This is a genomic window from Gordonia sp. IEGM753 (assembly GCF_050321825.1).
GTDB lineage: Bacteria > Pseudomonadota > Gammaproteobacteria > Pseudomonadales > Pseudomonadaceae > Aquipseudomonas.
In genome coordinates, this window is sequence record NZ_JBNQGB010000001.1 from 2166548 (window position 1) to 2189246 (window position 22699).

Sequence of the window (22699 nt, forward strand, 5' to 3'; positions counted from 1 at the left end):
AAAAAGAGGCATAAGCAATGAATCATCGTTATCTGAACCCTGTGCTCCTGGCCTGCGCTGCCGTCCTGCTCAGTCAGGCCACGCTGGCTGCTGACCCCCAACGCGCACGCGACCTGGGCATTCCCTTTGAAGGCACGCCTGGAAAACTCAACGCCATCACTGATGTGCCCGGCGTCGAAGTCGGCCAGGTCACGCTCAACAGTGGCGAAGGCAAACTGGTGCCAGGCAAGGGGCCGGTTCACACCGGCGTGACCATGGTCATACCGCGCGGCAAAGCCGCGGTGAAAGCCGTCAACGGTGGCTTCTTTAACCTCAACGGCAATGGCGAGATGACCGGGCAATCCTACTTGCAGGATTTCGGCCTGGTGTACGGGCCGATTGGCATTTCCAACACCAATGCGATTGGTCCGGTTTACGCCGGCATCACCGAATGGTCGGCAAAAACCTTCGGCAACGCGATCTGGCCTGTCGTTGCAGAAACATGGGACGGACGCCTGAATGACATCGAAGGCCTGCATGTGAAACAGGAGCATGCAATAAAGGCTATCAATGAGGCGAAGGGCGGCGCGGTGCAGGAAGGCAACGTCGGCGGCGGCAATGGCATGGTGTGCTTCGGCTTTAAGGGCGGCATCGGCACCTCCTCACGTGTGGTTGAGGTCGACGGCAAGACTTACACCGTTGGCGTGCTGGTGCAATGCAACACCGGACAACGTGACACCTTGCGCGTGGCAGGTGCTCCGGTGGGACAGGAATTGGCGCAAAAATGGCTGGGCTGTTTCCAGCCAGGCGTAGCGGCGACCGACAAAACCCCGCATTGCCAGAAGAGCGGCGATGGCGGTGCCCCGAGCAAGGATCAAGGCTCGATCATTATCGTGGTGGGTACCGATGCGCCGCTGCTGGCGACGCAATTGAACCGTATCGCCAAACGCGCCTCGATGGGCCTGGCACGCATGGGTTCGTTCGCGGGTAATGGCTCGGGCGATATCATCGTTTCGTTCTCGACAGGTGACGCAATCAACGACGTCGAAGAAGAAAACCCGGTGACCGTGACCCAGTTCCCGAACGACAAGATCGACCCTGTTTTCAACGCCACGGTGCAGGCCACTGAAGAAGCGATCACCAACGCGCTGGTCGCGGCGCGCGACATGACCGGGATCGACGGTTACACCTCATACGCCCTGCCCCACGGCGAACTCACCACCCTGCTGAAAAAATACAACCGGCTGCAGCAATAAACGCAAAAGCATCGCTGGCAAGCCAGGCTCCTACAGGTCGGTGGTGATTCCCGGATTGATGCCGTAACGCAAATCCCGTAGGAAACCGGCTTGCCGGTGATGGCGATTCCGAAAACGCCATCGCTGGCAAGACAGGCTCCGACAGGTCGGTGGTGATTCCCGGATTGATGCCGTTAACGCAAACCCGTAGGAAACCGGCTTGCCGGTGATGGCGATTCCGAAAACGCCATCGCTGGCAAGCCAGGCTCCTACGGATCGGTGGTGATGCCCGGATTGATGTCGTAACGCAAATCCGTACGAAACCGGCTTGCCGGTGATGGCGATTCCGAAAACGCCATCGCTGGCAAGCCAGGCTCCTACGGATCGGTGGTGATACCCGGATTGATGCCGTAACGCAAATCCGTAGGAAACCGGCTTGCCGGTGATGGCGATTCCGAAGGCGCAGCGGTTATTCCACGTAAACGCTAAACCGCTTGAGCTGCGCTTCGCTGTTGGCGATTTCCTGCAGGCTGTCCTCGCTGCCGTTGGCCACCAACAAGGCTGCGAGCGTTTGCGACACCGCGAGTGCGGGAACCACCGAAGGAAACAGCGATGGCGTGGCGTTGCGCACCACGATCAACACATCTGACGGCGCTGCGACGGGTGACACGGGGCTATCGGTAATCGCGACCACTTTGGCCCCGCGCTCACGGGAAAACTGGACCGCGCGCAACGCGTCTTGCGCGTACGGGTGATAACTGAACACCACCAGCGCGTCATCCGGGCCGATACGCCGCAGTTCATCGGCGAATGCACCGCCAATACCGCTCAGCAGCGTGGTGTTGTTGAGAAACATGCCGCAGACATAGCTGAAGTAATAAGCCGCCGGAAAAAGACTGCGCAGCCCCACCACATAAATATGTTTGGCGCTGGTCAGCAGAGCGTGAGCGGCCAGGATCTGTTCGTAGCGCTCAGGGCTGAACGTATCTTCCAGGTTGCTTTGCTCGGCGCTCAACATCTCACTGATCAGGCCTGTGTTCTGGTCACCGTGCGATCGTTTGCGCAATGCATCGGCACGCTGGGTAAAGATCGAATCGCGCTCCGTCAGCCACTGCCGAAAACAATCGCGCAGCTCTTCGTAACCACCGAAACCCAACTGTCGGGCCAGGCGCAGCATCGACGCCGGTTGCAGCTTCGCCATGCCCGCCACGGTACGCATTGATTGCAGCGCAATTTCATTGGGGTGATCAAGAATGAAACGGGCCGCCCGCTGAAGTGTTGGCGTAAGCGAATGAAAAGTTTCTTCAATGAGCTTGTCTAGTTGATGCTTGTCCATGGAAATCCTTCACCCCGATGTGGCGCAAATCCTAACATGTACCGGGTCCACAGACGTCGCGCGACCTCACTCGGAAATGGCCACTTGATTACGGCCTCGCGCCTTGGCCCGGTAAAGTGCCTTGTCTGCGCTGTCCATCAGGCTGTGAAGGTCGTGCTCGCCGGTGTCCATTGAAGCGATACCGATGCTGGCGGTGATGCGGTACACCGGAACAGTCATCAACCCGGCAATTGAACGGGTCAGGTGCTCGGCAATGTCCAGGGCAACTTCTATCGACGTGTCCGGTAGCAGCACCGCGAACTCTTCCCCGCCCAATCGGCCATGGACATCGTTTTCGCGAAAGCAGGTGCTGATGACCAAACCCATCTGGCGCAGCACCTGGTCGCCCACCTGGTGACCGTAAGTGTCATTGATGTGCTTGAAATGGTCCATGTCCAGCATCACCACACACAACGGCAAGCGCTGGCTCTTGCAGTAGCTGTGCAGCTGTTGGGCGCGCTCGAAAAATGCCCGGCGATTCTTCAGGCCCGTCAGCTCATCGGTTTGCGCGGCGTGCGTGGCAATCAGGTGCGCCCGCTCCATTTCACGGGTTAAACGGAACGCGGTTTCCAGTGCATCGGAGAGTTTGCGGGTAGCACTGGCCACGAATGAGGCAAAGACCAGCACCGCCAGCGCGATGCCCACCTGCATCGCTGAAGGTTGAACCAACAACCACAGGGTGCAAGGTAATAAAACCAGGGCGATAGACGCTAACGTCATGTAACGGTAAGCCGAATAGCAGGACACCGCACTGACCGACATTCCGACCGTGAACAGCATCACCAATGTCTGGGACAAAAGGTCATTTGCCGGCATTACCGCCAGCGCACCAAACCCCCAGATACCGGCGGACAACACCAGTGTGTACCAGTAACGGCGCTCCCAGCGCTGCGGTGTGCGCTCGATTTCCGGACTGCGGAAATAAACGACAAATAACACGATGCGCAACAACGTCGACCCGGTCAGCAGCGCTAGCCACCGTTCCATGACGCTTTGATCAAACTGTCCCCAACACAATGCGCAGAGCATGAGCGCGGCTAGAAAACTGCCGAAAACCGCTGAAACGGATTGATGGAATAGCTGATGTAATCGGTCAGTGCGTACCTGTGCTGCTATGAAATTTTCTTGGTCGTACCGAAGTCCAAGGCCATCCATTTGATCCGCCCGATCATGATGCTGCGACAAAGATTCATTGTGGCACCTCGCCAGCAACGCAAACAAACATTTAAGACGCTTCAGCGTCCGAAAAGACTGTTGACAAAAAATAACAGCACTGGGTGAAGCTTATACCGGGCCTGAATACGGCGCCTCGTCGCGCTGAAAGTCTTTGCCTATCAACGCCCAATGCCCAGCCTATTAGCTATCTGACCCAGAGCGTCTAGCCTTGATGCAGCGCCGGTGTAAGCCGGCCGATTTAGCCCGATAAGAGATAGGAAAGCGTTATCAGCGCGCCAGGTTGCCGTGGTTTATTTTGCAGGCACCCAGGTAGCGACTGCCCAGATTTCCAGATGTACATGACCAAAGGTAACTTTCACATGGCAACTGAATCGAAATGCCCGTTCAATCACGCCGCTGGCGGTGGTACGACGAACCGCGACTGGTGGCCGAACCAACTTAACCTGAAGATTTTGCATCAACACTCCTCACTGTCCGACCCGATGGACGACGGCTTCAACTACGCCGACGCGTTCAAAACCCTGGATTTTGCGGCGCTCAAGCAAGACCTGCGTGCGCTGATGACCGACTCACAGGATTGGTGGCCGGCCGACTTCGGCCACTATGGCCCGCTCTTCATTCGTATGGCCTGGCACAGCGCCGGCACCTATCGCACCGGTGACGGGCGTGGCGGCGCCGGTTCTGGCCAGCAGCGCTTCGCCCCGCTCAACAGTTGGCCCGACAACGTCAGCCTGGACAAGGCACGCCGGCTGCTCTGGCCGATCAAGCAAAAATATGGCCGCAAAATCTCCTGGGCCGACCTGATCGTACTGACCGGCAACGTTGCGCTGGAGTCCATGGAGTTCAAGACATTCGGTTATTCCGGCGGCCGCGCCGACGTCTGGGAACCCGATGAGGACGTGTACTGGGGCACCGAGAACAAATGGCTGGGCGGCGACAAACGCTACGGCAAAGAAGAAAAGGAACCGATGCAGGAACCGGGTGAAGGCCCACTCGTTGCCGAACCGGGAGAAAATGAAGAAAGCCGTACCGAGGATGGACGTAACCTCGAAAATCCCCTGGCCGCCGTGCAAATGGGCCTGATCTACGTCAACCCCGAAGGCCCGGAAGGCCAACCCGACCCCGTAGCGTCAGCCAAGGACATTCGCGAAACCTTTGGCCGCATGGCAATGAATGACGAAGAAACCGTGGCACTGATTGCCGGCGGCCACGCCTTCGGCAAAACCCACGGCGCCGGCCCTGCGGACAATGTCGGCCCTGAGCCCGAAGCGGCTGGCCTTGAAGCCCAGGGGCTTGGCTGGAAAAACAGCTTCGGCACCGGCAAAGGCCCGGACGCCATCACCAGCGGCCTGGAAGTGATCTGGACCACCACGCCCACCAAGTGGAGCAACAACTACCTGGAAAACCTGTTCGGTTTCGAGTGGGAACTGACCAAAAGTCCGGCCGGAGCCCACCAGTGGACACCCAAAAACGGTGCCGGCGCGGGCATCATTCCAGACCCTTTCGACCCGGCCAAACGGCGTAATCCGACGATGCTGACGTCGGACCTCGCCCTGCGATTCGACCCGATCTATGAACCGATTGCGCGGCGCTTCCTGGCCAATCCAGACCAACTGTCCGACGCGTTCGCCCGTGCGTGGTACAAACTGATCCACCGCGACATGGGACCGCTTTCGCGCTACCTGGGCCCGGAGCTGCCCACTGAAGAGCTGTTGTGGCAAGACCCGATCCCGGCGCTCGATCATCCCGTGATCAACGACACTGATATCGCCTCGCTCAAAAGCAAAATCCTCGCCTCGGGCCTCAGTGTTTCGCAGCTTGTATCCACTGCGTGGGCAGCCGCTTCGACATTCCGCGGCTCGGACAAACGCGGCGGTGCCAATGGCGGTCGCTTGCGTCTGGCCCCACAAAAATCCTGGCAGGCCAACCAGCCTGAACAACTCGCGAGCGTTTTGGCGAAACTCGACGGCATTCAGCGCGAGTTCAACAACGGTGGCAAAAAAGTCTCGCTGGCCGATCTGATCGTGCTGGCCGGGGATGCCGGTGTCGAGCAGGCGGCAAAAAATGCCGGACACACGGTGACAGTCCCGTTCACGCCGGGCCGGATGGACGCGTCGCAAGAACAAACCGACGTCGAGTCGTTCGGATTTCTCGAGCCCATTGCCGATGGTTTCCGCAATTATCAGAAAGCCCAGTACAGCGTTTCGGCTGAAGAGTTACTGATCGACAAGGCGCAACTACTGACGCTGAGCGCGCCAGAGATGACCGCATTGGTGGGTGGTTTGCGTGTGTTGAACACTAATGTTGGCCAGAGCAAGCACGGCGTGTTTACCCAACGGCCGGAAGCGTTGACCAACGACTTTTTCACCAACCTGCTGGACATGAGCGTGGAATGGAAACCCACCTCATCTGATGCGCAAGCGTTTGAAGGTCGTGATCGCAAAACCGGCAACGTGAAATGGACCGGCTCGCGTGTCGACCTGGTCTTCGGCTCCAATGCGCAGCTACGTGCATTGTCGGAGGTCTACGCGAGCAGCGATTCCCAAGAGAAATTCGTCAAGGACTTCGTGGCGGCGTGGACCAAGGTGATGAACCTTGATCGCTTCGATGTGAAGTGAAGTGAAGTGAAGTGAACCAGGCAATTCCATGAAATGAAAAACGGCCCTCCCGACTTGAATGTTCAAGTCGGGAGGTTTTTTTTGCTGGTTGATTTCATCCAGCCCGATAAACCTGTGGTAGAACGCTGCTTGATCTTTAAATTGTCTCAAAGGATTACGTCAGTGAGTTCCCCCGCTACCCCGGATTCCGGCACCGCTGCCCAGGCGGGTCTCAGCCTGCAAACACGATTGATCGCGCTGATTGTCGCGGTCACCTTTTTCATGGAGAACCTCGACGCGACGGTCATCGCGACGGCCCTGCCGACGATGGCGAAAGCATTCGCCATCACCGCGGTGGACATGAACATCGGGATTACCGCCTACATCCTTGCGGTGGCCATTTTTATTCCGCTGTCCAGTTGGGTTGCCGACCGCTTCGGTGCGCGACGGGTATTCGCCGGTGCAATCGTGGTGTTCACCCTCGCCTCCCTCTTGTGCGGGCTTAGCCAGAACATCGAGATGTTTGTTTTCGCCCGCGTGCTCCAGGGCATTGGTGGTGCGCTGATGGTGCCCGTCGGGCGGTTGGCGGTACTGCGTAATACCGACAAGAAAGACCTGGTGAAAATGATCGCGGTGATCACTTGGCCTGGGCTGGTGGCGCCCATTCTCGGGCCGTTAGTTGGCGGGTTGATCGTCACCCACGCCACGTGGCCGTGGATTTTCTACATCAATTTGCCACTCGGTGTGCTGGCGTTGATTGCGGCGCTGTGGCTGGTGCCCGAAGGACGTGAGGAAAACGTACGCAAATTCGATGCTAAAGGCTTCATCTTGCTGGCGGGTGCCTGCGCCTTCTTGCTCGGCGGTCTGGAAGGGTTGGGCAGCCAACACGGCAATGCGATGTTCTGGGGTGTGGGGGCAGTGCTTTCAGGCACGGCGTTGGCCGTGTGGGCCGTGCATCACTGCCGGCATCATGCCCACCCGCTGCTGCCCCTCGGCACCTTGTCGATCAATACCTTCAGGGTCAGCATCTTCGGCGGATCGCTGTTTCGGGTCGCCATCAGTGCCTTGCCATTTCTGCTGCCATTGCTGTTGCAAGTGGCCTTCGGCTTAACCCCCGTCGACGCGGGTTTGTTGGTGTTGGCGGTGTTCGCCGGCAACCTGGCGATGAAACCGTTCACCACCGCCATCATGCAGTGTTACGGCTTTCGCAAAGTGCTGCTGGTGAACGGGTCGATCGGCGTGATCTCGATTGCGGCCTGCGCGCTGTTCACCCCGCACACGCCATTTGCAGTGATGGCTGCGGTGTTATTCGCCGGAGGGCTGTCGCGGTCGATGCAGTTTACGGCCTACAACTCCATCGGTTTTGCCGATGTTCCCAAGGCGCACATGAGCGAAGCATCGGCGCTGTTCAGCCTGTTTTTCCAATTGGCGATGGGCCTTGGCGTGACAGTCGCCGCCCTGTTGTTGCGCGCATCGATGTCGCTGCAGCACCACGACGTGCAGGCGCAGGTCGGCGACTTCAGAGTGGCGTTCGTCGGCATAGCGCTGTTGGGAATGTTGGCGCTGGTGGATGTGCTCAACCTGCCCAAGTCGGCAGGGGAAAGTGTCTTAAAGCGCACGTGATCAACGGCCTGACGTAACCCGCGTCAGGCCACTCGCTCGATAGATTCCTCACTGCTCTTTTTCTTGCCGCCATTGAAGTGGGTCAAAACGAACCGCACAACCTTGTTCCACACATAACCCACCGCGATGCCTCCGACGACGGCAATGACCACGGAGAGTGCCGGCACGTCAACGATACGCCGTGCCAACGATTGGAACTGAAAGTGCGTGAGGTAGATGTACAAGGTTGACGAAGCGATCAGCGCGACGCCGCGTGCGATCAGGCCCGGCACCGGCACAGACCTCACCCAGATCAACATCAGCACCGCCGGCAAGGCAATGTCGACATATTCCCTGAGCAACGCCTCATTACCGTAGACCGCCAGCGCGTCCTGCCACCCCATCAACAGCAGTGCGACGGCACTGACGACACACTTCTGCACGTTCGAATGGGCGTAGTAAATGGCCATGCCAAGCACCATCACCGACAGGTAATGCTGTGGCACCCGGTTCTGCAGGTCAGAGGCATCGAACACGTAGGCATTGATCAAGACGCTCGCCACGGCCAATCCGCATGCCGTAATGATAAAAAAGCGAAATGGATCCGCCAGGATGGCTTGGCGGACACGCTGGAACGACAAGGCCAACCCGATGATGGCAATCATCTGCACCAGCAGTTCGATGTACCAATAGGTAAAGACGCCGATGTCTTCCGTTCGAAACCAGTTTGAAATCAGCAATAACGTTTGCCAATGCACCCGGTCGAACATGACCTGCGTGAGTACCGTGTACAGAATTGTCGGCACTGCGATACTGACCATCGACTTGATAAGCGACCCGGCATTGCCGCGCTCATTGATGGCTTTCAATTGAAACCTTGCCAGACTGATGCCGGATATCAAGAACAGCAACTTGGTTTCGCCTGCAATCGGCCACTTTGAAAAAAGATGAAAATGCCCGGCAACAATCAACACAATGGCCAACACCCGTAAAAGCACCGGGATTTCCACGGCTCGGATCGAAAACCTTGAGCCTGGCGCTTTGCTCCTCAGTTCACACAGTTCACGTACCGGGATCATTTCCCATTGATCGGGCAGATGACCAATCAGGCCTTCAAGGACCATCGACGCCTGAACAAACGAGAGCGAATCACCCCCCAGTTCGACGAACGTCAGGTTTGCGTCGACGCTACGCACTTCAAGTATTTCAGCCCATGCATTGGCCAGTTGCGCAGCCAGCGGCGACAGGTCTTGAGTGGAAGTCGGCAGGTCCGCGCTACCGAGTGCTGAAGATAACGCCCGTTTATCAACCTTGCCATTGGGCGTCAGTGGAATCACATCGAGGAAAACAAACAGCGCCGGCACCATGTAATCGGGCAGTTGCTGAGCGACATGCTCACGCAATTGCGCAGATGAAACCGGCTCGGCACAGACGCAATAGGCAACCAGCCGGACCGTCGCGCTGTTGTCGTCAGCCAGTACCACGCACTGTTTGAGGTGCGGATGCCGAGACAGCACGCCTTCTATTTCGCCAAGTTCGATTCGATGGCCACGAATCTTGACCTGGCTGTCGCCTCGTCCCAGAAAGCTGACACTGCCATCGGACAAATAAGTGCCAAGGTCACCGGTTCTATAACAGAGGTCGTCCGGGGCATTGGTAAAGGGGTTAACCACAAACTTTTCGCGTGTTTGTGCGCTGTCGCCAAAGTAACCCTGGGACAAATAAGGACTGCGTATCAGGATTTCGCCGACTTCGCCCTCGCCAACCAGCTGATTGGCCTCATTCACCAACAGCAGTTGTGCGCCGTCTATCCCCTTCCCCAGCGCAATGCGCGTGTTGTCGGCTGCGGGGTCCACAGGATGGTAGGCCATTGCCTGCGGCGTTTCGGTGGTGCCGTAGAAATTCACACTCTGCGCGTTGGGTGCAACGCGGCTTATCTGTTCGAACAACGTAACGCCCAGCGCTTCGCCGCCCCAGAACAGATAGCGCAACGCATTGAATTTGAGTTCACTGATTCGTGCGCCGGTTTCAATCAGCTTGCCCAACGGCGGCGTGAGGTGAATGACCGAAACCCCATTGCCGTAAATCCACGCGGCCAGTGCCGAGGGGTTTACAACGGTCGACTGATCGGGAATGACGATTTTTGCGCCGATGGACAGCGGCGTGAAAACGTCCCGGTAAACCGGGTCATGACCCAGCCCGGACAGCATGGAAAAACAGTCATCCCGGGTTAACGAATGCTGCCGGGTGTGCCACTCGATGAAGTGCACCAAAGGCGCATGCGTTGTCACAATGCCCTTTGGTTCGCCAGTGCTGCCTGAGGTGAACGTGATATAGGCCGCGTTGCCGGGATCAACCTCGGGCAAGGCACCGCTGGCAGGGAACTCAAGCAATGCGGCGTCGGGCGTTTGCGGTATACGCACCACCCTCGCACCGGATTGTGCAGCCAAGGGTTCTAAGGTTTGCAGGTTCAGGCCGTCGGCCGCCTCACCGCACAACAACACAAAGGTAGGCTGAAGTGTGTGGATGATTTGCCCGATGCGCGCGGGTGGATAAGCGATGTCGGCAACGCTGAATACCAGGCCGGCACGCGAGACGCCAAGCATGGCGTAGACCAGTGCGGCACAGCGGCTCGAAACAATCACCACCCGCTCGGAGCCGGTGGCGCCGTTGGCTATCAGAAAGGAGGCGATGCCTTGGCTTATTTGTTCAAGTTGCCGGTAGCTGCAGCTCGCCTCTTGAGCGACGACAGCGATTGCCTCAGGCGAGTGCCTGGACTGCTGCACAAAGTCGATGAATATCGGGCGCTCGGCGCAATAATTCAAACGCAGCGTGGGGTTTGGGCGGACGTCCTGCATATTATTGTTATACCCGGCGTGATCAAGCGAGGGACAGATACGCAACGGCAATACATTGTTGTTCTGGGGCGCACTCTACCGGAAATTGAGCATAGCAAAAGGGTATTTAAGTGGCACGCGCGTGCCGTTAATCCTGCAAGCGCAGCCTAGACCGGAGAGATCGTCGCCAGCGCACCAATCAAAAGGGTCAGCAATAGAAAACCACCGAGGAAAATCGCCATCTTAGCCATTGCGGCCTCCTGCGTTATGAGTGTGCGGTGCAGTGCGGGACGCGCCTGCAAACCGTGCCGTTATTGTGAGCGACGGTAGGGGTGCATAACAGATGCAGATAGCGCAGGAAAAACCGTATCAGCGATTGAATCGCCCATAAAAAATGCCCGACCTGGGCCGGGCATTCCAGACAAACGCGAGACAGCAATCAGTCGGTGTAACCCAACCGCACCGCGTTTTTTTCCTGCGCTTTACTGCGTGTCGCCAGGCAATAGTAGAGCGGGCACGTCACCACCAGTCCCACCAGCCACGACAGGTCGGCACCCTCCACCCAATGCGCGTAAGGCCCCACATACAGCGACGTGTTGGCAAACGGCAGTTGCACGATGATGCCGATGAAATACGCGACAATCGCGTGCAGATTAAACCGACCGTAAATCCCGCCATCCGCACGGAAGATAGAGGCAATGTCGTAGTTCCCACGCTTGATCAGGTAAAAATCAATCAGGTTGATCGACGCCCACGGCACCAACACCAGCAATAACGCGAGAATCAGGCCGATGAACTGCGAGATAAAGTCTGCCGAAGCACCCAGGGCCACCACGCAGCAACCCACCAACACCACACTCGACAACACCACACGCACTTTGATGCTCGGCGTCCATTGACTGGCGAACGTCTGGATCGAGGTGATGATCGACAACACCGCGCCATACAGATTCAAGGCGTTATGGCTGATGATATTCAGCAAGAACAACACCATCAAAATCGGCCCCAGCCAACCAGTCGACTGCTTCACCGCCACCATCGCCTCGGTGCCTTCAGGCGTCGCCAATACCGCGACCGCACCAAAAGAAAACGACAGGATTGTGCCCAGTGTCGCGCCCAGGTACGTGGCGAAAAAAGGACGGGCGATGCCGATGTCTGCCGGCAGGTAACGCGAATAATCTGACACGTAAGGCGAAAAGCTGATCTGCCAGATGATTCCCAGCGACACCGTTGCCAGCCATCCCGACAGGTTGAAGCCACCTCGGGTGAAGAAGTCTGCCGGCAGGTCATGCGCAAAGATGTAAAGAAACCCGGCGAGCAATGCGCTGCCCATGACCCAGGTCCCGATGCGGTTCAGGCTGTGAATGAAGCGGTAGCCAATAACCCCGATGGCCGTCGCACTCAGCGCCCCTATCAGGATGCTGGCAGGTACCGGTACCGACGGCACGATACCGACGATCGATTTGCCGGCCAGCACGATATTGGAGATGAAAAAACCGATGTAGATGATCGCCGCGAAAAACACGATCAGCAGCGCGCCATAACGGCCGAACTGACCACGGCTTTGCACCATTTGTGGAATACCCATGCGCGGCCCTTGCGCCGACGCCAGGGCGATCACCAGGCCACCGATCATGTGCCCGAGAGCAATCGCAATCAGGCCCCAGAACAAGTTGAGATGGAACACTTGAACCACCATTGCGCCGGTGACGATAGGCAGTGGCGCGATATTGGTGCTGAACCATAAGGTGAAAAGATCGCGGGCCTTCCCGTGGCGTTCCGCGAGTGGGACGTAGTCGACCGTGTGATTCTCGATCAGGGGGTCTTGCCGGGACATCTGGGACATGTGCATGAACTCGAGTTTGTCTGATCTTATATTTGTATGAAGCCAAACCGGGGGTGCTCTCTGGCCTCCCCTCAGATGCCAGCCATATTATGGTATTCCAACTTTTAAACAAGACTGATCTGGTCTTTTCAGACGCATCTGATCTGCATTTATCAGGCACAACCGGCATGACCCATCGCCTTAAAGCCCCGTAAACATTGGGCTTAGCGCATGTCGATTACGTTTATCGGGTGGATAGAAAAGCCCTTGCAAATGATGTATTACGGTATACCATCATACCTACAAACTCATAAAAACCTGCTCCACCGCCAGAGGAACGCCCGATGATCGATGCCGCTATCTACAAACAAGTGATGGGTTCGTTTCCGTCGGGAGTGACCGTGATCACCACCCTGGATGACGATGGGCAAATCGTCGGTTTGACCGCCAGTGCCTTCAGCTCACTGTCCATTGACCCGGCACTGGTACTGTTTTGCCCTAACTACAGCTCGGATTCGTATCCGGTGCTGATCAAGAACAAGCGCTTCGCCATTCACGTATTGTCCGGCGGCCAGCAAAGCGAAGCCTATGCCTTCGCGCGCAAAGGCAAGGACAAGGCGCAAGGCATCGAATGGACGCTGAGTGAGCTCGGCAATCCGATTCTGGCGAATGCCACGGCGGTAATCGAATGTGAACTGTGGCGCGAATATGAAGGCGGCGACCACGCCATCATGGTCGGCGCGGTGAAGAACCTGATCGTGCCTGCGCACAACGCAGGTCCGCTGGTGTACTGCAACGGTAAAATGGGCGCCCTGCCCGTGCTTGCCTGATTTACGCTTGATGCGGGTGCCGATTCCGAAAACGCCATCGCTGGCAAGCCAGTCTCCTACAGGTCGGTGGTGAATCCCGGATTTATGCCGTAACGCAAACCCGTAGGAAACCGGCTTGCCGGTGATGGCGATTCTGAAAATGCCATCGCTGGCAAGCCAGGCTCCTACGGATCGGTGGTGAATGCCGCCATTCAGGGTTCCGACACAACCCCGTAGGAAACCGGCTTGCCGGTGATGGCGATTCCGAAAACGCCATCGCTGGCAGGCCAGGCTCCTACGGATCGGTGGTGAATGCCGCCATGCAGGGTTTCAACACAAACCCGTAGGAAACCGGCTTGCCGGTGATGGCGATTCCGAAAAACGCCATCGCTGGCAAGCCAGGCTCCTACGGATCGGTGGTGAATGCCGCCATTCAGGGTTCAAACACAAACCCGTAGGAAACCGGCTTGCCGGTGATGGCGATTCTGAAAATGCCATCGCTGGCAAGCCAGGCTCCTACAGATCGGTGGTGAATGCCGGATTTATGCCGTAACGCAAACCCGTAGGAAACCGGCTTGCCGGTGATGGCGATTCCAAAAACGCCATCGCTGGCAAGCCAGGCTCCTACGGATCGGTGGTGAATGCCGCCATTCAGGGTTCCAACACAACCCCGTAGGAAACCGGCTTGCCGGTGATGGCGATTCCGAAAACGCCATCGCTGGCAAGCCAGGCTCTCGTGGGTCAGGTGCGAAAACGACTGACCAACTGGTTCAGGGTTTCCGACAATTTAGTCAGGTTCTTCGCATCCTGGCGCGTGGAATCCGCCAGGCTGGCAACCAGTTGCGCATCACCGTGAATCTGGCTGATGTGGCGATTGATATCCTCGGCTACCTGATGCTGCTCTTCTGCTGCCGTGGCGATTTGCGTATTCATGTCGCGGATCACGTCCACCGATTCTCGTATCAGCCCAAAGCTCTCCCGCGCCGCATTGATCGACACCACAGTGTCTTGTGACACCTCAAGGCTGGCGTGCATCTGCTTGCCCATCTGATGGGTGCGGCGCGCCAGATTACCCAGCAAACCGTCAATTTCGCTGGTGGAGTCCGACGTGCGTTTGGCCAGTGCGCGCACTTCATCGGCAACCACCGCAAAGCCGCGACCTTGCTCACCCGCCCGAGCGGCCTCGATGGCGGCATTCAGTGCCAGCAAATTGGTCTGGTCGGCAATCGAACGGATGGTGCCGAGAATAGACTGGATGTCATTGCTGTCCTGCTCCAGTTGCTGCATGGCTTCGGCAGAATGGCTGATCTCCACGCTCAGGCGATCGACGTTGGTCACTGCCGCATCGATTTGCTGTTGCCCCGTGTGCGCCTGACGCTGGCCGTTGTCGGCAGACTCTGCTGCCTGGCTGCAAGACCGCGCCACTTCATTGGAAGTGGCAACCATTTCATGAAACGCCGTCGACACCATGTCCACCGCTTCACGCTGACGCGATGCAACATCAGCCATTTCCACCGAGACCTCAGTGGCACTGCCGGAACTGCTGTGAATCTGTCCCGCCGCCACGCCAATACGCTGGATCAGGGTGCGGATAGCCTCGAGGAACTGATTGAACCAACCTGCCAACTGAGCCGTTTCATCTTGCCCACGCACTGCCAGGCGAGCAGTCAGGTCGCCCTCACCTTGGGCGATGCCTTCCAGGCCGCTGGCCACACCGCGAATCGGCTTGACGATCAAACCGGCAAACCAGGCCCCGGCGATGGCGAACAGCACCGCGCAAGCCAAGGCAATAGCGGCGATGAACCACGTCAACCGTGTGGCACCCGCCATCACTTCACCTTGGCGAACCACGCTCACAAAGCGCCAGCCCAGCGCTTCGGACGGCCATACGAACGCCATGTAGCGCTCACCGTTCAACTCGACCTCCACCAGTCCCTTGCCTGCTGCGGCGAGTTGCCGGTAACCCTCGCCAAGCTCATTCAGGTTCTTGAAGTTATGCGTTGGGTCCGCAGGGTCGACCAACACCGTGTTGTTTCCTTCCATCAGCATCAGGTAGCCGCTGTTGCCAAGCTTGATCTGCTTCACCAGGTCCGTCAGTTGCTTGAGCGACACATCGATGTTGACGACACCGGCGTTGCTGCCCAAGCGATTGTTGAAGCTCTGGACGGTGCTGACCAGCACCACATCATCAGCCGCCCAGTAGTAGGCATCGGTGCGCAGCGTCTTGCCCGGTTGTGCCATCGCTGCCTTGTACCAGGGACGGCTGCGTGGATCGTAACTGGCGAGCTTCGGATCGCCAGGCCAGAACACGTAACCGCCCTGCTCGGTGCCCAGCGACAGATAGGCATAAGCGGCATGGCTCTTGGCCAGGCCAGCAAACAGCTGGAATAATTGCTGGTCGTGCTCACCCATCGGGACGCTGGCCGCATCGCTTGCCAGGTAGCGCTTCAGGCTGGCGTCAATGCCCTGCAATTGGGGATGTTCGGCCAGATAAGCTACGTTCTGGCTGATGCCTTCGAAAAACAACTGCATGGCGTTTTCGACCTGACGAATTTCCCGGCCACTGCTGTCGACGAACGTGTCTCGCGCCTCCTGACGAACGTTGAGGATGATCAGCACCGCCACCAGCACGACCGGCAGGCTGGCAATCGTCGCAAATGCCAGGATCAGTTTTTGTTTTATGTTCATCTAGCAAGCCTTCCTTGTGAGGTACTTACGCTACCGTCTGAGAGAAATATTTTGCGGATATTCCGTATTATGGTATACCAATAATCAATCAGCCGACCAGCCGTACTCAGCGACGCGCTAATACTGGCGATAACACCCGGGAGCGCCCCGCGCTCATTCCTGGCAACAGGCCCGCAGTCGACAGGCCGACAACAAAAGATTCGAGGTAAGCGTCATGAAATTTTCCCTGTTCGTGCACATGGAACGCTGGGACGAAAGCGTCAGCCACCGTCAGCTGTTCGAAGACCTGACCGAACTGACCCTGATCGCCGAGGCCGGTGGTTTCAGTACCGTCTGGATCGGTGAGCACCACGCCATGGAATACACCATCTCGCCAAGCCCTATGCCGCTGCTGGCCTACCTGGCTGCAAAAACCACCACCATTCACCTCGGCGCCGGCACCATCATTGCGCCGTTCTGGCACCCGCTGCGGGTGGCAGGCGAATGCGCGCTGCTGGACGTGATCAGTAACGGGCGCATGGAAGTGGGCCTGGCTCGCGGCGCGTACCAGGTTGAATTCGACCGGATGGCCGGCGGCATGCCGGCATCGTCTGGCGGCCAGGCGTTGCGCGAGATGGTCCCGGTGGTCCGTGCATTGTGGAAAGGCGATTACGCCCACGACGGCGACATCTGGAAATTCCCGACGTCGACCAGCGTGCCAAAGCCTATCCAGCAGCCGAACCCTCCGATGTGGATCGCCGCACGCGACCCGGACTCGCACAACTTTGCGGTGGCCAACGGTTGCAACGTGATGGTGACGCCGTTGATGAAAGGCGACGAAGAAGTCCTCGACTTGAAGAACAAGTTCCAGGCTGCGCTGGACAACAACCCTGACGTGCCACGCCCGCAACTGATGGTGCTGCGCCACACGCACGTGCACGCCGTTGACGACCCGGAAGGCTGGAAAGTCGGGGCCAAGGCGATCTCGCGTTTTTACCGCACATTCGACGCCTGGTTTGGCAACAAGACAGTGCCGGTCAACGGTTTCCTGGACCCAAGCCCGGAAGAAAAATTCGCCGAGCGTCCAGAGTTCCAACTGGAAAGCCTGCACAAGACGGCAATGATCGGTACGCCGGAAGAAATCATCCCGCGCATCAAGTACTACCAGGAACTGGGCGTGGATGAATTCAGCTTCTGGTGCGATAACAGCCTGCCCCACGCGGAAAAGAAAAAATCCCTGGAGCTGTTCATCAAACACGTGGTGCCAGCGTTTCGCTGAGACCGCGAACTGGCCCCCGGTTGCGTAACCCGGGGGCTGACTGACGTGTAGGGTCGATTCCCATGCCGAACGATCGTCGCCCATCACTCGCCCTTCCCTGCGGCGCCGAGCAGACCTACCTGCGCGGCGAATGGACCGCTTCGCATATCCATTTCAAACGCCTGCGCGCCAGCGTTTCAGCCAAGCAAAACGGCTTCTGGCAACCCGTTTACTGAGCCCACCCGAACAGAAATCAACGCACCTCACGTCGCGCCAGACGCGCGACGTGCGCTGCACTGTGCTTCGGCTCATGATCAGGTTTGCCCAATGAACAATAAAAACGCGTTGTTGATCATCGACATGCAACAAGAGGACGGTTTCGTCCTGCAAAACTTTGACGCGGTGGTGGACAACACTGCTGCATTGCTTGGCACCGCCCGCCTTCAGCAGGTACCGGTGATCTATACCCGCCACGTCAATCAAGCCGACGGCAGCGACATGCCGCGCGGTGAACCACGCGCGGCCGATGGCGGCCCGAGTAGTTACCGCGCCGGCACCCGGCAAATCCAGATCATCGAACAATTGGCACCGCAACCTGCCGACCTGGTATTGGATAAGGGCCGCTACAGCGCCTTTCACCGCACCGACCTGGATGCCCGACTCAAAGCGCTGGACGTCAATACGCTGATCATCAGTGGCGTGTTGACCGATGTCTGCGTACTCAGCAGCGTATTCGATGCCTTTGCCCTGGGTTATCACATACGTCTGGTGGGCGATGCGTGTACCACCACCACGTCGGCCGGACACTATTCGGCGCTGTTGATAATGGCCAATTGGGTTTATGCATTGGAAGTGCTGACCACGCAGCAATGCCTGCGAGCGTTGGAAAACCGTGATTACCTGAGCCTGATGACCGATGGCCCGGACCAGTTTGCGCATCAGCCCCATGAGTTCGAACGCACCATCGATCGGTTACAAACCCACCTCGCCCGGACTCAGGAGTAATCGCCATGCAAGTCGAAAAAAGAAGCATCGATTTCATTCCTGAATCCGAGCGCCATGGCCAACCCGGCTCACTGTTTTTCATTTGGTTTGGCGCCAACATGAACATCACCACCATTGCCTCGGGCGTGTTACCGGTGGTGATGGGGCTCAACCTGTTCTGGAGCGCGTTGGCGATCCTCGTCGGCTCGCTGTTGGGCGCGATTTTCATGGCATCGCATTCGGCGCAAGGGCCGAAACTGGGGATCCCGCAGATGATCCAGAGCCGCGCGCAGTTCGGTGTACTGGGCGCGGTGCTGCCGTTGCTGTTTGTGATGCTGATTTACCTCGGGTTTTTCGTTAGCAATACCTTGCTTGCTGCCCAGGCGCTGGAAACCGTCAGCCCATTGCCGGTGACAGGCAACATCTACCTGATTGGCGCGTTGTGCTTCGTTGTCGCACTGTATGGCTATCGCTTGATCCATCGGCTGCAGAAGCTGCTGTCGTTGCTGTCGTTACTGGTGTTCTGCGCCGCCACGGTGCTGGCGTTGCAATTGCCGATCGCGGCAGAACAGTGGTTGCCGAGCGGATTTTCGCTGTCGAAGTTTCTGGCGGCGGTGAGTATCGCCGTGACCTGGCAGCTGTCGTACGCGCCTTATGTCGCGGACTATTCGCGCTATTTGCCGAGCCAGACCTCGACCGCAAAAGTGTTCTGGTACAGCTACGTCGGCACAGTCACCGGTGGCGCGTGGATGATGATCCTCGGCGCGATTCTCAGTGTGGGTATCACTGACTTTTCGGCCAATGTCGGCGGGCATGTTGCCGGGCTATTCGGCAGCGGCGCGGTGCTGTTGTTCGTGTTCATCCTCTACGGACAGGTCTCGATCAACGTGTTCAACCTGTACGGCGCATTCATGTCGACCATCACCGTGATCGAACCGTTTGCACGGTTCAAGGTAACGCCCAGGGTGCGCGGTCTGTTCATGTTGCTGATCAGCGTGTTGGCCACCGCGTTGTGCACCATCAGTCAGGACGATTTCATCAACTTCTTCCTCAACTTCATCTTCTTCATGAGCTATTTCCTGATCCCGTGGACCGCGATCAACCTGGTGGACTACTACTGCCTGCGCAAAGGTCAGTACCGGATCGCCGACATCTTCGACATGCAGGGTATCTACGGGCGCATCAACTGGATCGCCTGCGGCAGTTTTGTGTTGGCGATAGCGCTGGAAATTCCATTCATGAACACCACCCTGTATGTAGGCCCGATGGCCACGGCGCTGGACGGTGTAGACCTGGCATGGATCATCGGCTTGCTGGTGCCGGCGTTGGGTTATTACTGGCTGATGAAGCTGGGAAAACGCACAGCCGAGGTGAACCCGGCGTTGTAACCAGTCGTTGAAAAGCACGACGCCGGCTCAGGGCCGGCGTCGTGTATTCAGCCATTACGTTAGTGGTTGTAGGCCCGCTCGTTGTGCTCGGCCAGGTCCAGCCCCATTTCCTCCACTGATTCATCGGCACGCAAGCCGATCACCGCATTGATCACCTTGAGGATTACCCAACTGATGGCAAAGCAATACACGGTCGTGAGCAACACGCCTTTGATTTGCGCCACCACCTGAGCGCCCATGGTCACGCCTTCGACCAGGCCACCCATCGACGGAACGCAAAACACCCCGGTCAATACCGCGCCGATCATCCCGCCAATACCGTGCAAGCCGAACACGTCCAGACTGTCGTCATAACCGAAGCGACGTTTGAGCACGGTGACGCTCAGGTAGCAGAACACGCCGCATAACAGGCCGATGGCCAACGCACCACCGACGCCGACATACGCGCACGCCGGAGTGATGCCCACCAGACCCGCCAAGGCACCACTGGCGAGACCGAGCGCACTTGGTTTGCCGACCTTGAACCACTCAGTGAACATCCAGCCAAGAATGCCCGCGCAGGCACCCAGTTGCGTGTTGAGCATGACGATGCCAGAGGTGCCATTAAGGCCGCCACCGGAACCGATGTTGAACCCAAACCAGCCGACCCACAGCATCGCCGCACCGACCATGGTCAAGCTCAGGTTGTGTGCCGGCATCGGGGTATTTTCATAACCCTTGCGCTTGCCCAGAATCAGGCACGCGGCCAACGCGGCAACACCGGCATTGATGTGCACGGCGGTGCCGCCGGCGAAATCGAGCACACCCCAGTTATGCATCAACGCCCCCGAACCACCCCAGACCATATGGGCCACAGGCGCGTAAACCAGGGTGAACCACAGCGCCATGAACCACAGCGCCATGAACCACAGTGCCGCCGAGAACTTCATGCGCTCGGCGAATGCGCCAGCAATCAGCGCCGGGGTGATGATGGCGAAGGTCATCTGGAAGGTTACGAACACCCCTTCCGGAATGTCACCGACCAGGCTCTCAGGCGTCATGCCCGCCAGAAACGCCCGGCTTAAACCACCGACAAAACTGTTGAACGTCACTTGCCCTTCAACCATGCCGGTGCTGTCCACCACCATGCTGTAGCCGTAAATCACCCACAGCACGCCGACCAGCCCGGCGACTCCGAAGCACTGGGTAAACAGCGAGAGCATGTTTTTCGCCCGCACCAGACCGCCATAAAACAGGGCCAGGCCTGGCAAACACATAAACAGCACCAGCACCGCGGCGGTCACCATCCAGGCAGTGCTGCCAGTGTTCAATGTGGGTGCGTCGGCCGCCTGGGCGAGCGGCGCGAGGGTGCCGGTCGCCAATAAGACAAGAAGGGATTTGCCGAGAAGACGATTGACCATGTTCAAAGCTCCTGCAAAAGAAATGGAAAGGGTCTGGCAGCGAGCGAAGTGAGTGAGCATGGGCCTCTTGAGAGACCTCTTGGTCGTTGAATGAACATGCCGCGGTCTTTCAGACCCGCTTATAACTGTGGCGAACGAGCTTGCTAGCGCTCGAGTGCGTAGCAATCGCAAAGAGTCTTGGGGCCGCTTCGCAGCCCAGCGCGAGCACGCTCGCTCGCCACGGGTTTTGTCAGTAACCGGTACCGGAGCCCGGTACCCAGTTTGTTCCTGCCAATGGAACCCGGGCCATGGCGGCAGACTCGACGGTCAGCGCAACCAGATCCTCTGGGTCGAGGTTGTGCAAGTGCGACTTGCCGCAAGCCCGGGCCATCGTCTGCGCCTCCAGCACCATCACCCGCAGGTAGTTGGCCAGACGCCGGCCACCTTCGACCGGGTCCAGTCGTTTCGACAGCTCCGGGTCTTGCGTGGTAATCCCGGCCGGGTCGCGACCGTTCTGCCAGTCATCGTAAAAACCAGCCGCCGAGCCGATTTTTTTCAGTTCCTCGTCCAGTCGTGGATGGTTGTCGCCCAGTGCGATCAGTGCAGCCGTGCCGATGGCCACCGCATCCGCCCCCATCGCCATGGCTTTGGCCACGTCGGCACCGTTACGAATACCGCCGGAAACGATCAGTTGAACCTTGCGGTGCATGCCCATTTCTTGCAAAGCCTGTACCGCTTGTGGAATGGCCGACAAAATCGGGATGCCGACGTGTTCGATAAACACTTCCTGAGTGGCTGCGGTTCCGCCCTGCATGCCGTCGAGCACAATCACGTCAGCCCCGGCTTTTACCGCGAGCTTGACGTCGTAGTAAGGTCGGCTGGCACCGATCTTGACGTAGATGGGTTTTTCCCAATCGGTGATTTCCCGCAGCTCGGCAATCTTGATTGCCAGGTCATCCGGGCCGGTCCAGTCCGGGTGACGGCAGGCGCTGCGCTGGTCGACACCGATTGGCAACGTGCGCATGCCGGCCACACGCTCAGTGACTTTCATGCCGAGCAACATGCCGCCTCCCCCCGGTTTGGCGCCCTGCCCCAGCACGATTTCAATCGCGTCAGCCTTGCGCAGATCGTCCGGGTTCATGCCGTAACGCGACGGCAAATATTGGTAGACCAGATGCTGCGACTGCCCGCGCTCTTCCGGGGTCATGCCGCCGTCACCGGTGGTGGTGCTGGTGCCAGCAATGGTCGCACCACGGCCCAGGGCTTCCTTGGCATTGGCCGACAACGCACCGAAACTCATGCCGGCAATGGTCACCGGAATCTTCAGGTGAATCGGCTTCTTGGCAAAGCGATTGCCGAGGATCACATCGGTGCCGCACTTCTCGCGATAGCCTTCCAGCGGGTAGCGCGAAACGCTGGCGCCGAGCAGCAGCAAGTCATCGAAATGCGGCAACTTGCGTTTGGTGCCGCCGCCGCGAATGTCGTAGATGCCGGTCTCGGCGGCACGCTGGATTTCCTGGATGGTCAGGCGATCGAAAGTGGCGGACTCGCGCAGTACCGGTGCAGTTTTCTCACTCATGTTGTGTTC

General features: G+C 58.2%; 15 protein-coding genes. 8 read left to right on the plus strand and 7 right to left on the minus strand.

All coding sequences use genetic code 11. The annotated features are described in order from the left end of the window. The first annotated feature begins 17 nt into the window (after positions 1 to 17). Positions 18 to 1235 (plus strand): P1 family peptidase, encoded by a 1218-nt coding sequence (locus tag ACQR3R_RS09690; RefSeq protein ID WP_428271848.1) that lies wholly within the window; start codon positions 18 to 20, stop codon positions 1233 to 1235. Positions 1236 to 1683: 448 nt separating this feature from the next. On the opposite strand, the gene ACQR3R_RS09695 is transcribed toward ACQR3R_RS09690, so the two are convergent. Continuing rightward, entirely contained in the window at positions 1684 to 2550 is an 867-nt protein-coding gene (locus ACQR3R_RS09695; RefSeq protein WP_428271849.1) for an SIS domain-containing protein, read from the minus strand. A 66-nt stretch (positions 2551 to 2616) separates the two neighbouring features. Next, positions 2617 to 3576 carry a diguanylate cyclase gene (locus ACQR3R_RS09700; RefSeq protein ID WP_428271850.1) on the minus strand — a complete coding sequence of 320 codons (960 nt, stop codon included), beginning with the start codon at positions 3574 to 3576 and terminating at the stop codon, positions 2617 to 2619. A gap of 548 nt (positions 3577 to 4124) precedes the next feature. Between ACQR3R_RS09700 and katG the strand changes: the two genes are divergently transcribed. Together katG and ACQR3R_RS09710 are read left to right on the plus strand one after the other, a co-directional pair. Next, the gene (gene katG, locus ACQR3R_RS09705) at positions 4125 to 6383 is read left to right on the plus strand and encodes a catalase/peroxidase HPI (RefSeq protein ID WP_428271851.1); all 2259 of its coding nucleotides are present in this window, start codon (positions 4125 to 4127) and stop codon (positions 6381 to 6383) included. Between the two features lie 162 nt (positions 6384 to 6545). Further along, positions 6546 to 7985 carry an MFS transporter gene (locus ACQR3R_RS09710; RefSeq protein ID WP_428271853.1) on the plus strand — a complete coding sequence of 480 codons (1440 nt, stop codon included), beginning with the start codon at positions 6546 to 6548 and terminating at the stop codon, positions 7983 to 7985. Between the two features lie 23 nt (positions 7986 to 8008). Here the strand turns inward: ACQR3R_RS09710 and ACQR3R_RS09715 are convergent, their stop codons facing one another. Together ACQR3R_RS09715 and ACQR3R_RS09720 are read right to left on the minus strand one after the other, a co-directional pair. Beyond that, positions 8009 to 10822, minus strand: a complete 2814-nt coding sequence (locus ACQR3R_RS09715) for an amino acid adenylation domain-containing protein (RefSeq protein WP_428271855.1) — start codon at positions 10820 to 10822, stop codon at positions 8009 to 8011. A gap of 418 nt (positions 10823 to 11240) precedes the next feature. Next, complete coding sequence (locus ACQR3R_RS09720; RefSeq protein WP_428271856.1) at positions 11241 to 12647, minus strand: cytosine permease; 1407 nt, start codon at positions 12645 to 12647, stop codon at positions 11241 to 11243. Between the two features lie 323 nt (positions 12648 to 12970). On the opposite strand from ACQR3R_RS09720, the gene ACQR3R_RS09725 reads away from it, so the two are divergent. Then, positions 12971 to 13456: a flavin reductase gene (locus ACQR3R_RS09725; RefSeq protein WP_428271858.1), complete on the plus strand. Its 486-nt coding sequence runs from the start codon at positions 12971 to 12973 to the stop codon at positions 13454 to 13456. 720 nt (positions 13457 to 14176) lie between these two features. Here ACQR3R_RS09725 and ACQR3R_RS09730 read toward each other — a convergent pair. After that, positions 14177 to 16123, minus strand: coding sequence for a methyl-accepting chemotaxis protein (locus ACQR3R_RS09730; RefSeq protein ID WP_428271860.1), 1947 nt, complete (start codon positions 16121 to 16123; stop codon positions 14177 to 14179). A gap of 214 nt (positions 16124 to 16337) precedes the next feature. Between ACQR3R_RS09730 and ACQR3R_RS09735 the strand changes: the two genes are divergently transcribed. From ACQR3R_RS09735 to ACQR3R_RS09750, 4 genes are all read left to right on the plus strand, one after another. Next, positions 16338 to 17381, plus strand: coding sequence for an LLM class flavin-dependent oxidoreductase (locus tag ACQR3R_RS09735; protein WP_428271861.1), 1044 nt, complete (start codon positions 16338 to 16340; stop codon positions 17379 to 17381). Positions 17382 to 17443: 62 nt separating this feature from the next. Then, positions 17444 to 17596, plus strand: coding sequence for a hypothetical protein (locus ACQR3R_RS09740; protein ID WP_428271862.1), 153 nt, complete (start codon positions 17444 to 17446; stop codon positions 17594 to 17596). A 91-nt stretch (positions 17597 to 17687) separates the two neighbouring features. Then, positions 17688 to 18365 carry an isochorismatase family protein gene (locus tag ACQR3R_RS09745; RefSeq protein ID WP_428271863.1) on the plus strand — a complete coding sequence of 226 codons (678 nt, stop codon included), beginning with the start codon at positions 17688 to 17690 and terminating at the stop codon, positions 18363 to 18365. A gap of 5 nt (positions 18366 to 18370) precedes the next feature. Beyond that, on the plus strand, positions 18371 to 19732 hold the full coding sequence (locus tag ACQR3R_RS09750) for a cytosine permease (RefSeq protein WP_428271865.1): 1362 nt from the start codon (positions 18371 to 18373) through the stop codon (positions 19730 to 19732). Positions 19733 to 19791: 59 nt separating this feature from the next. On the opposite strand, the gene ACQR3R_RS09755 is transcribed toward ACQR3R_RS09750, so the two are convergent. Both ACQR3R_RS09755 and ACQR3R_RS09760 read right to left on the minus strand, forming a co-directional pair. After that, positions 19792 to 21132 carry an ammonium transporter gene (locus ACQR3R_RS09755; RefSeq protein WP_428271866.1) on the minus strand — a complete coding sequence of 447 codons (1341 nt, stop codon included), beginning with the start codon at positions 21130 to 21132 and terminating at the stop codon, positions 19792 to 19794. A 229-nt stretch (positions 21133 to 21361) separates the two neighbouring features. Next, complete coding sequence (locus tag ACQR3R_RS09760; RefSeq protein WP_428271867.1) at positions 21362 to 22690, minus strand: glutamate synthase-related protein; 1329 nt, start codon at positions 22688 to 22690, stop codon at positions 21362 to 21364. Between the last annotated feature and the right edge of the window lie 9 nt (positions 22691 to 22699).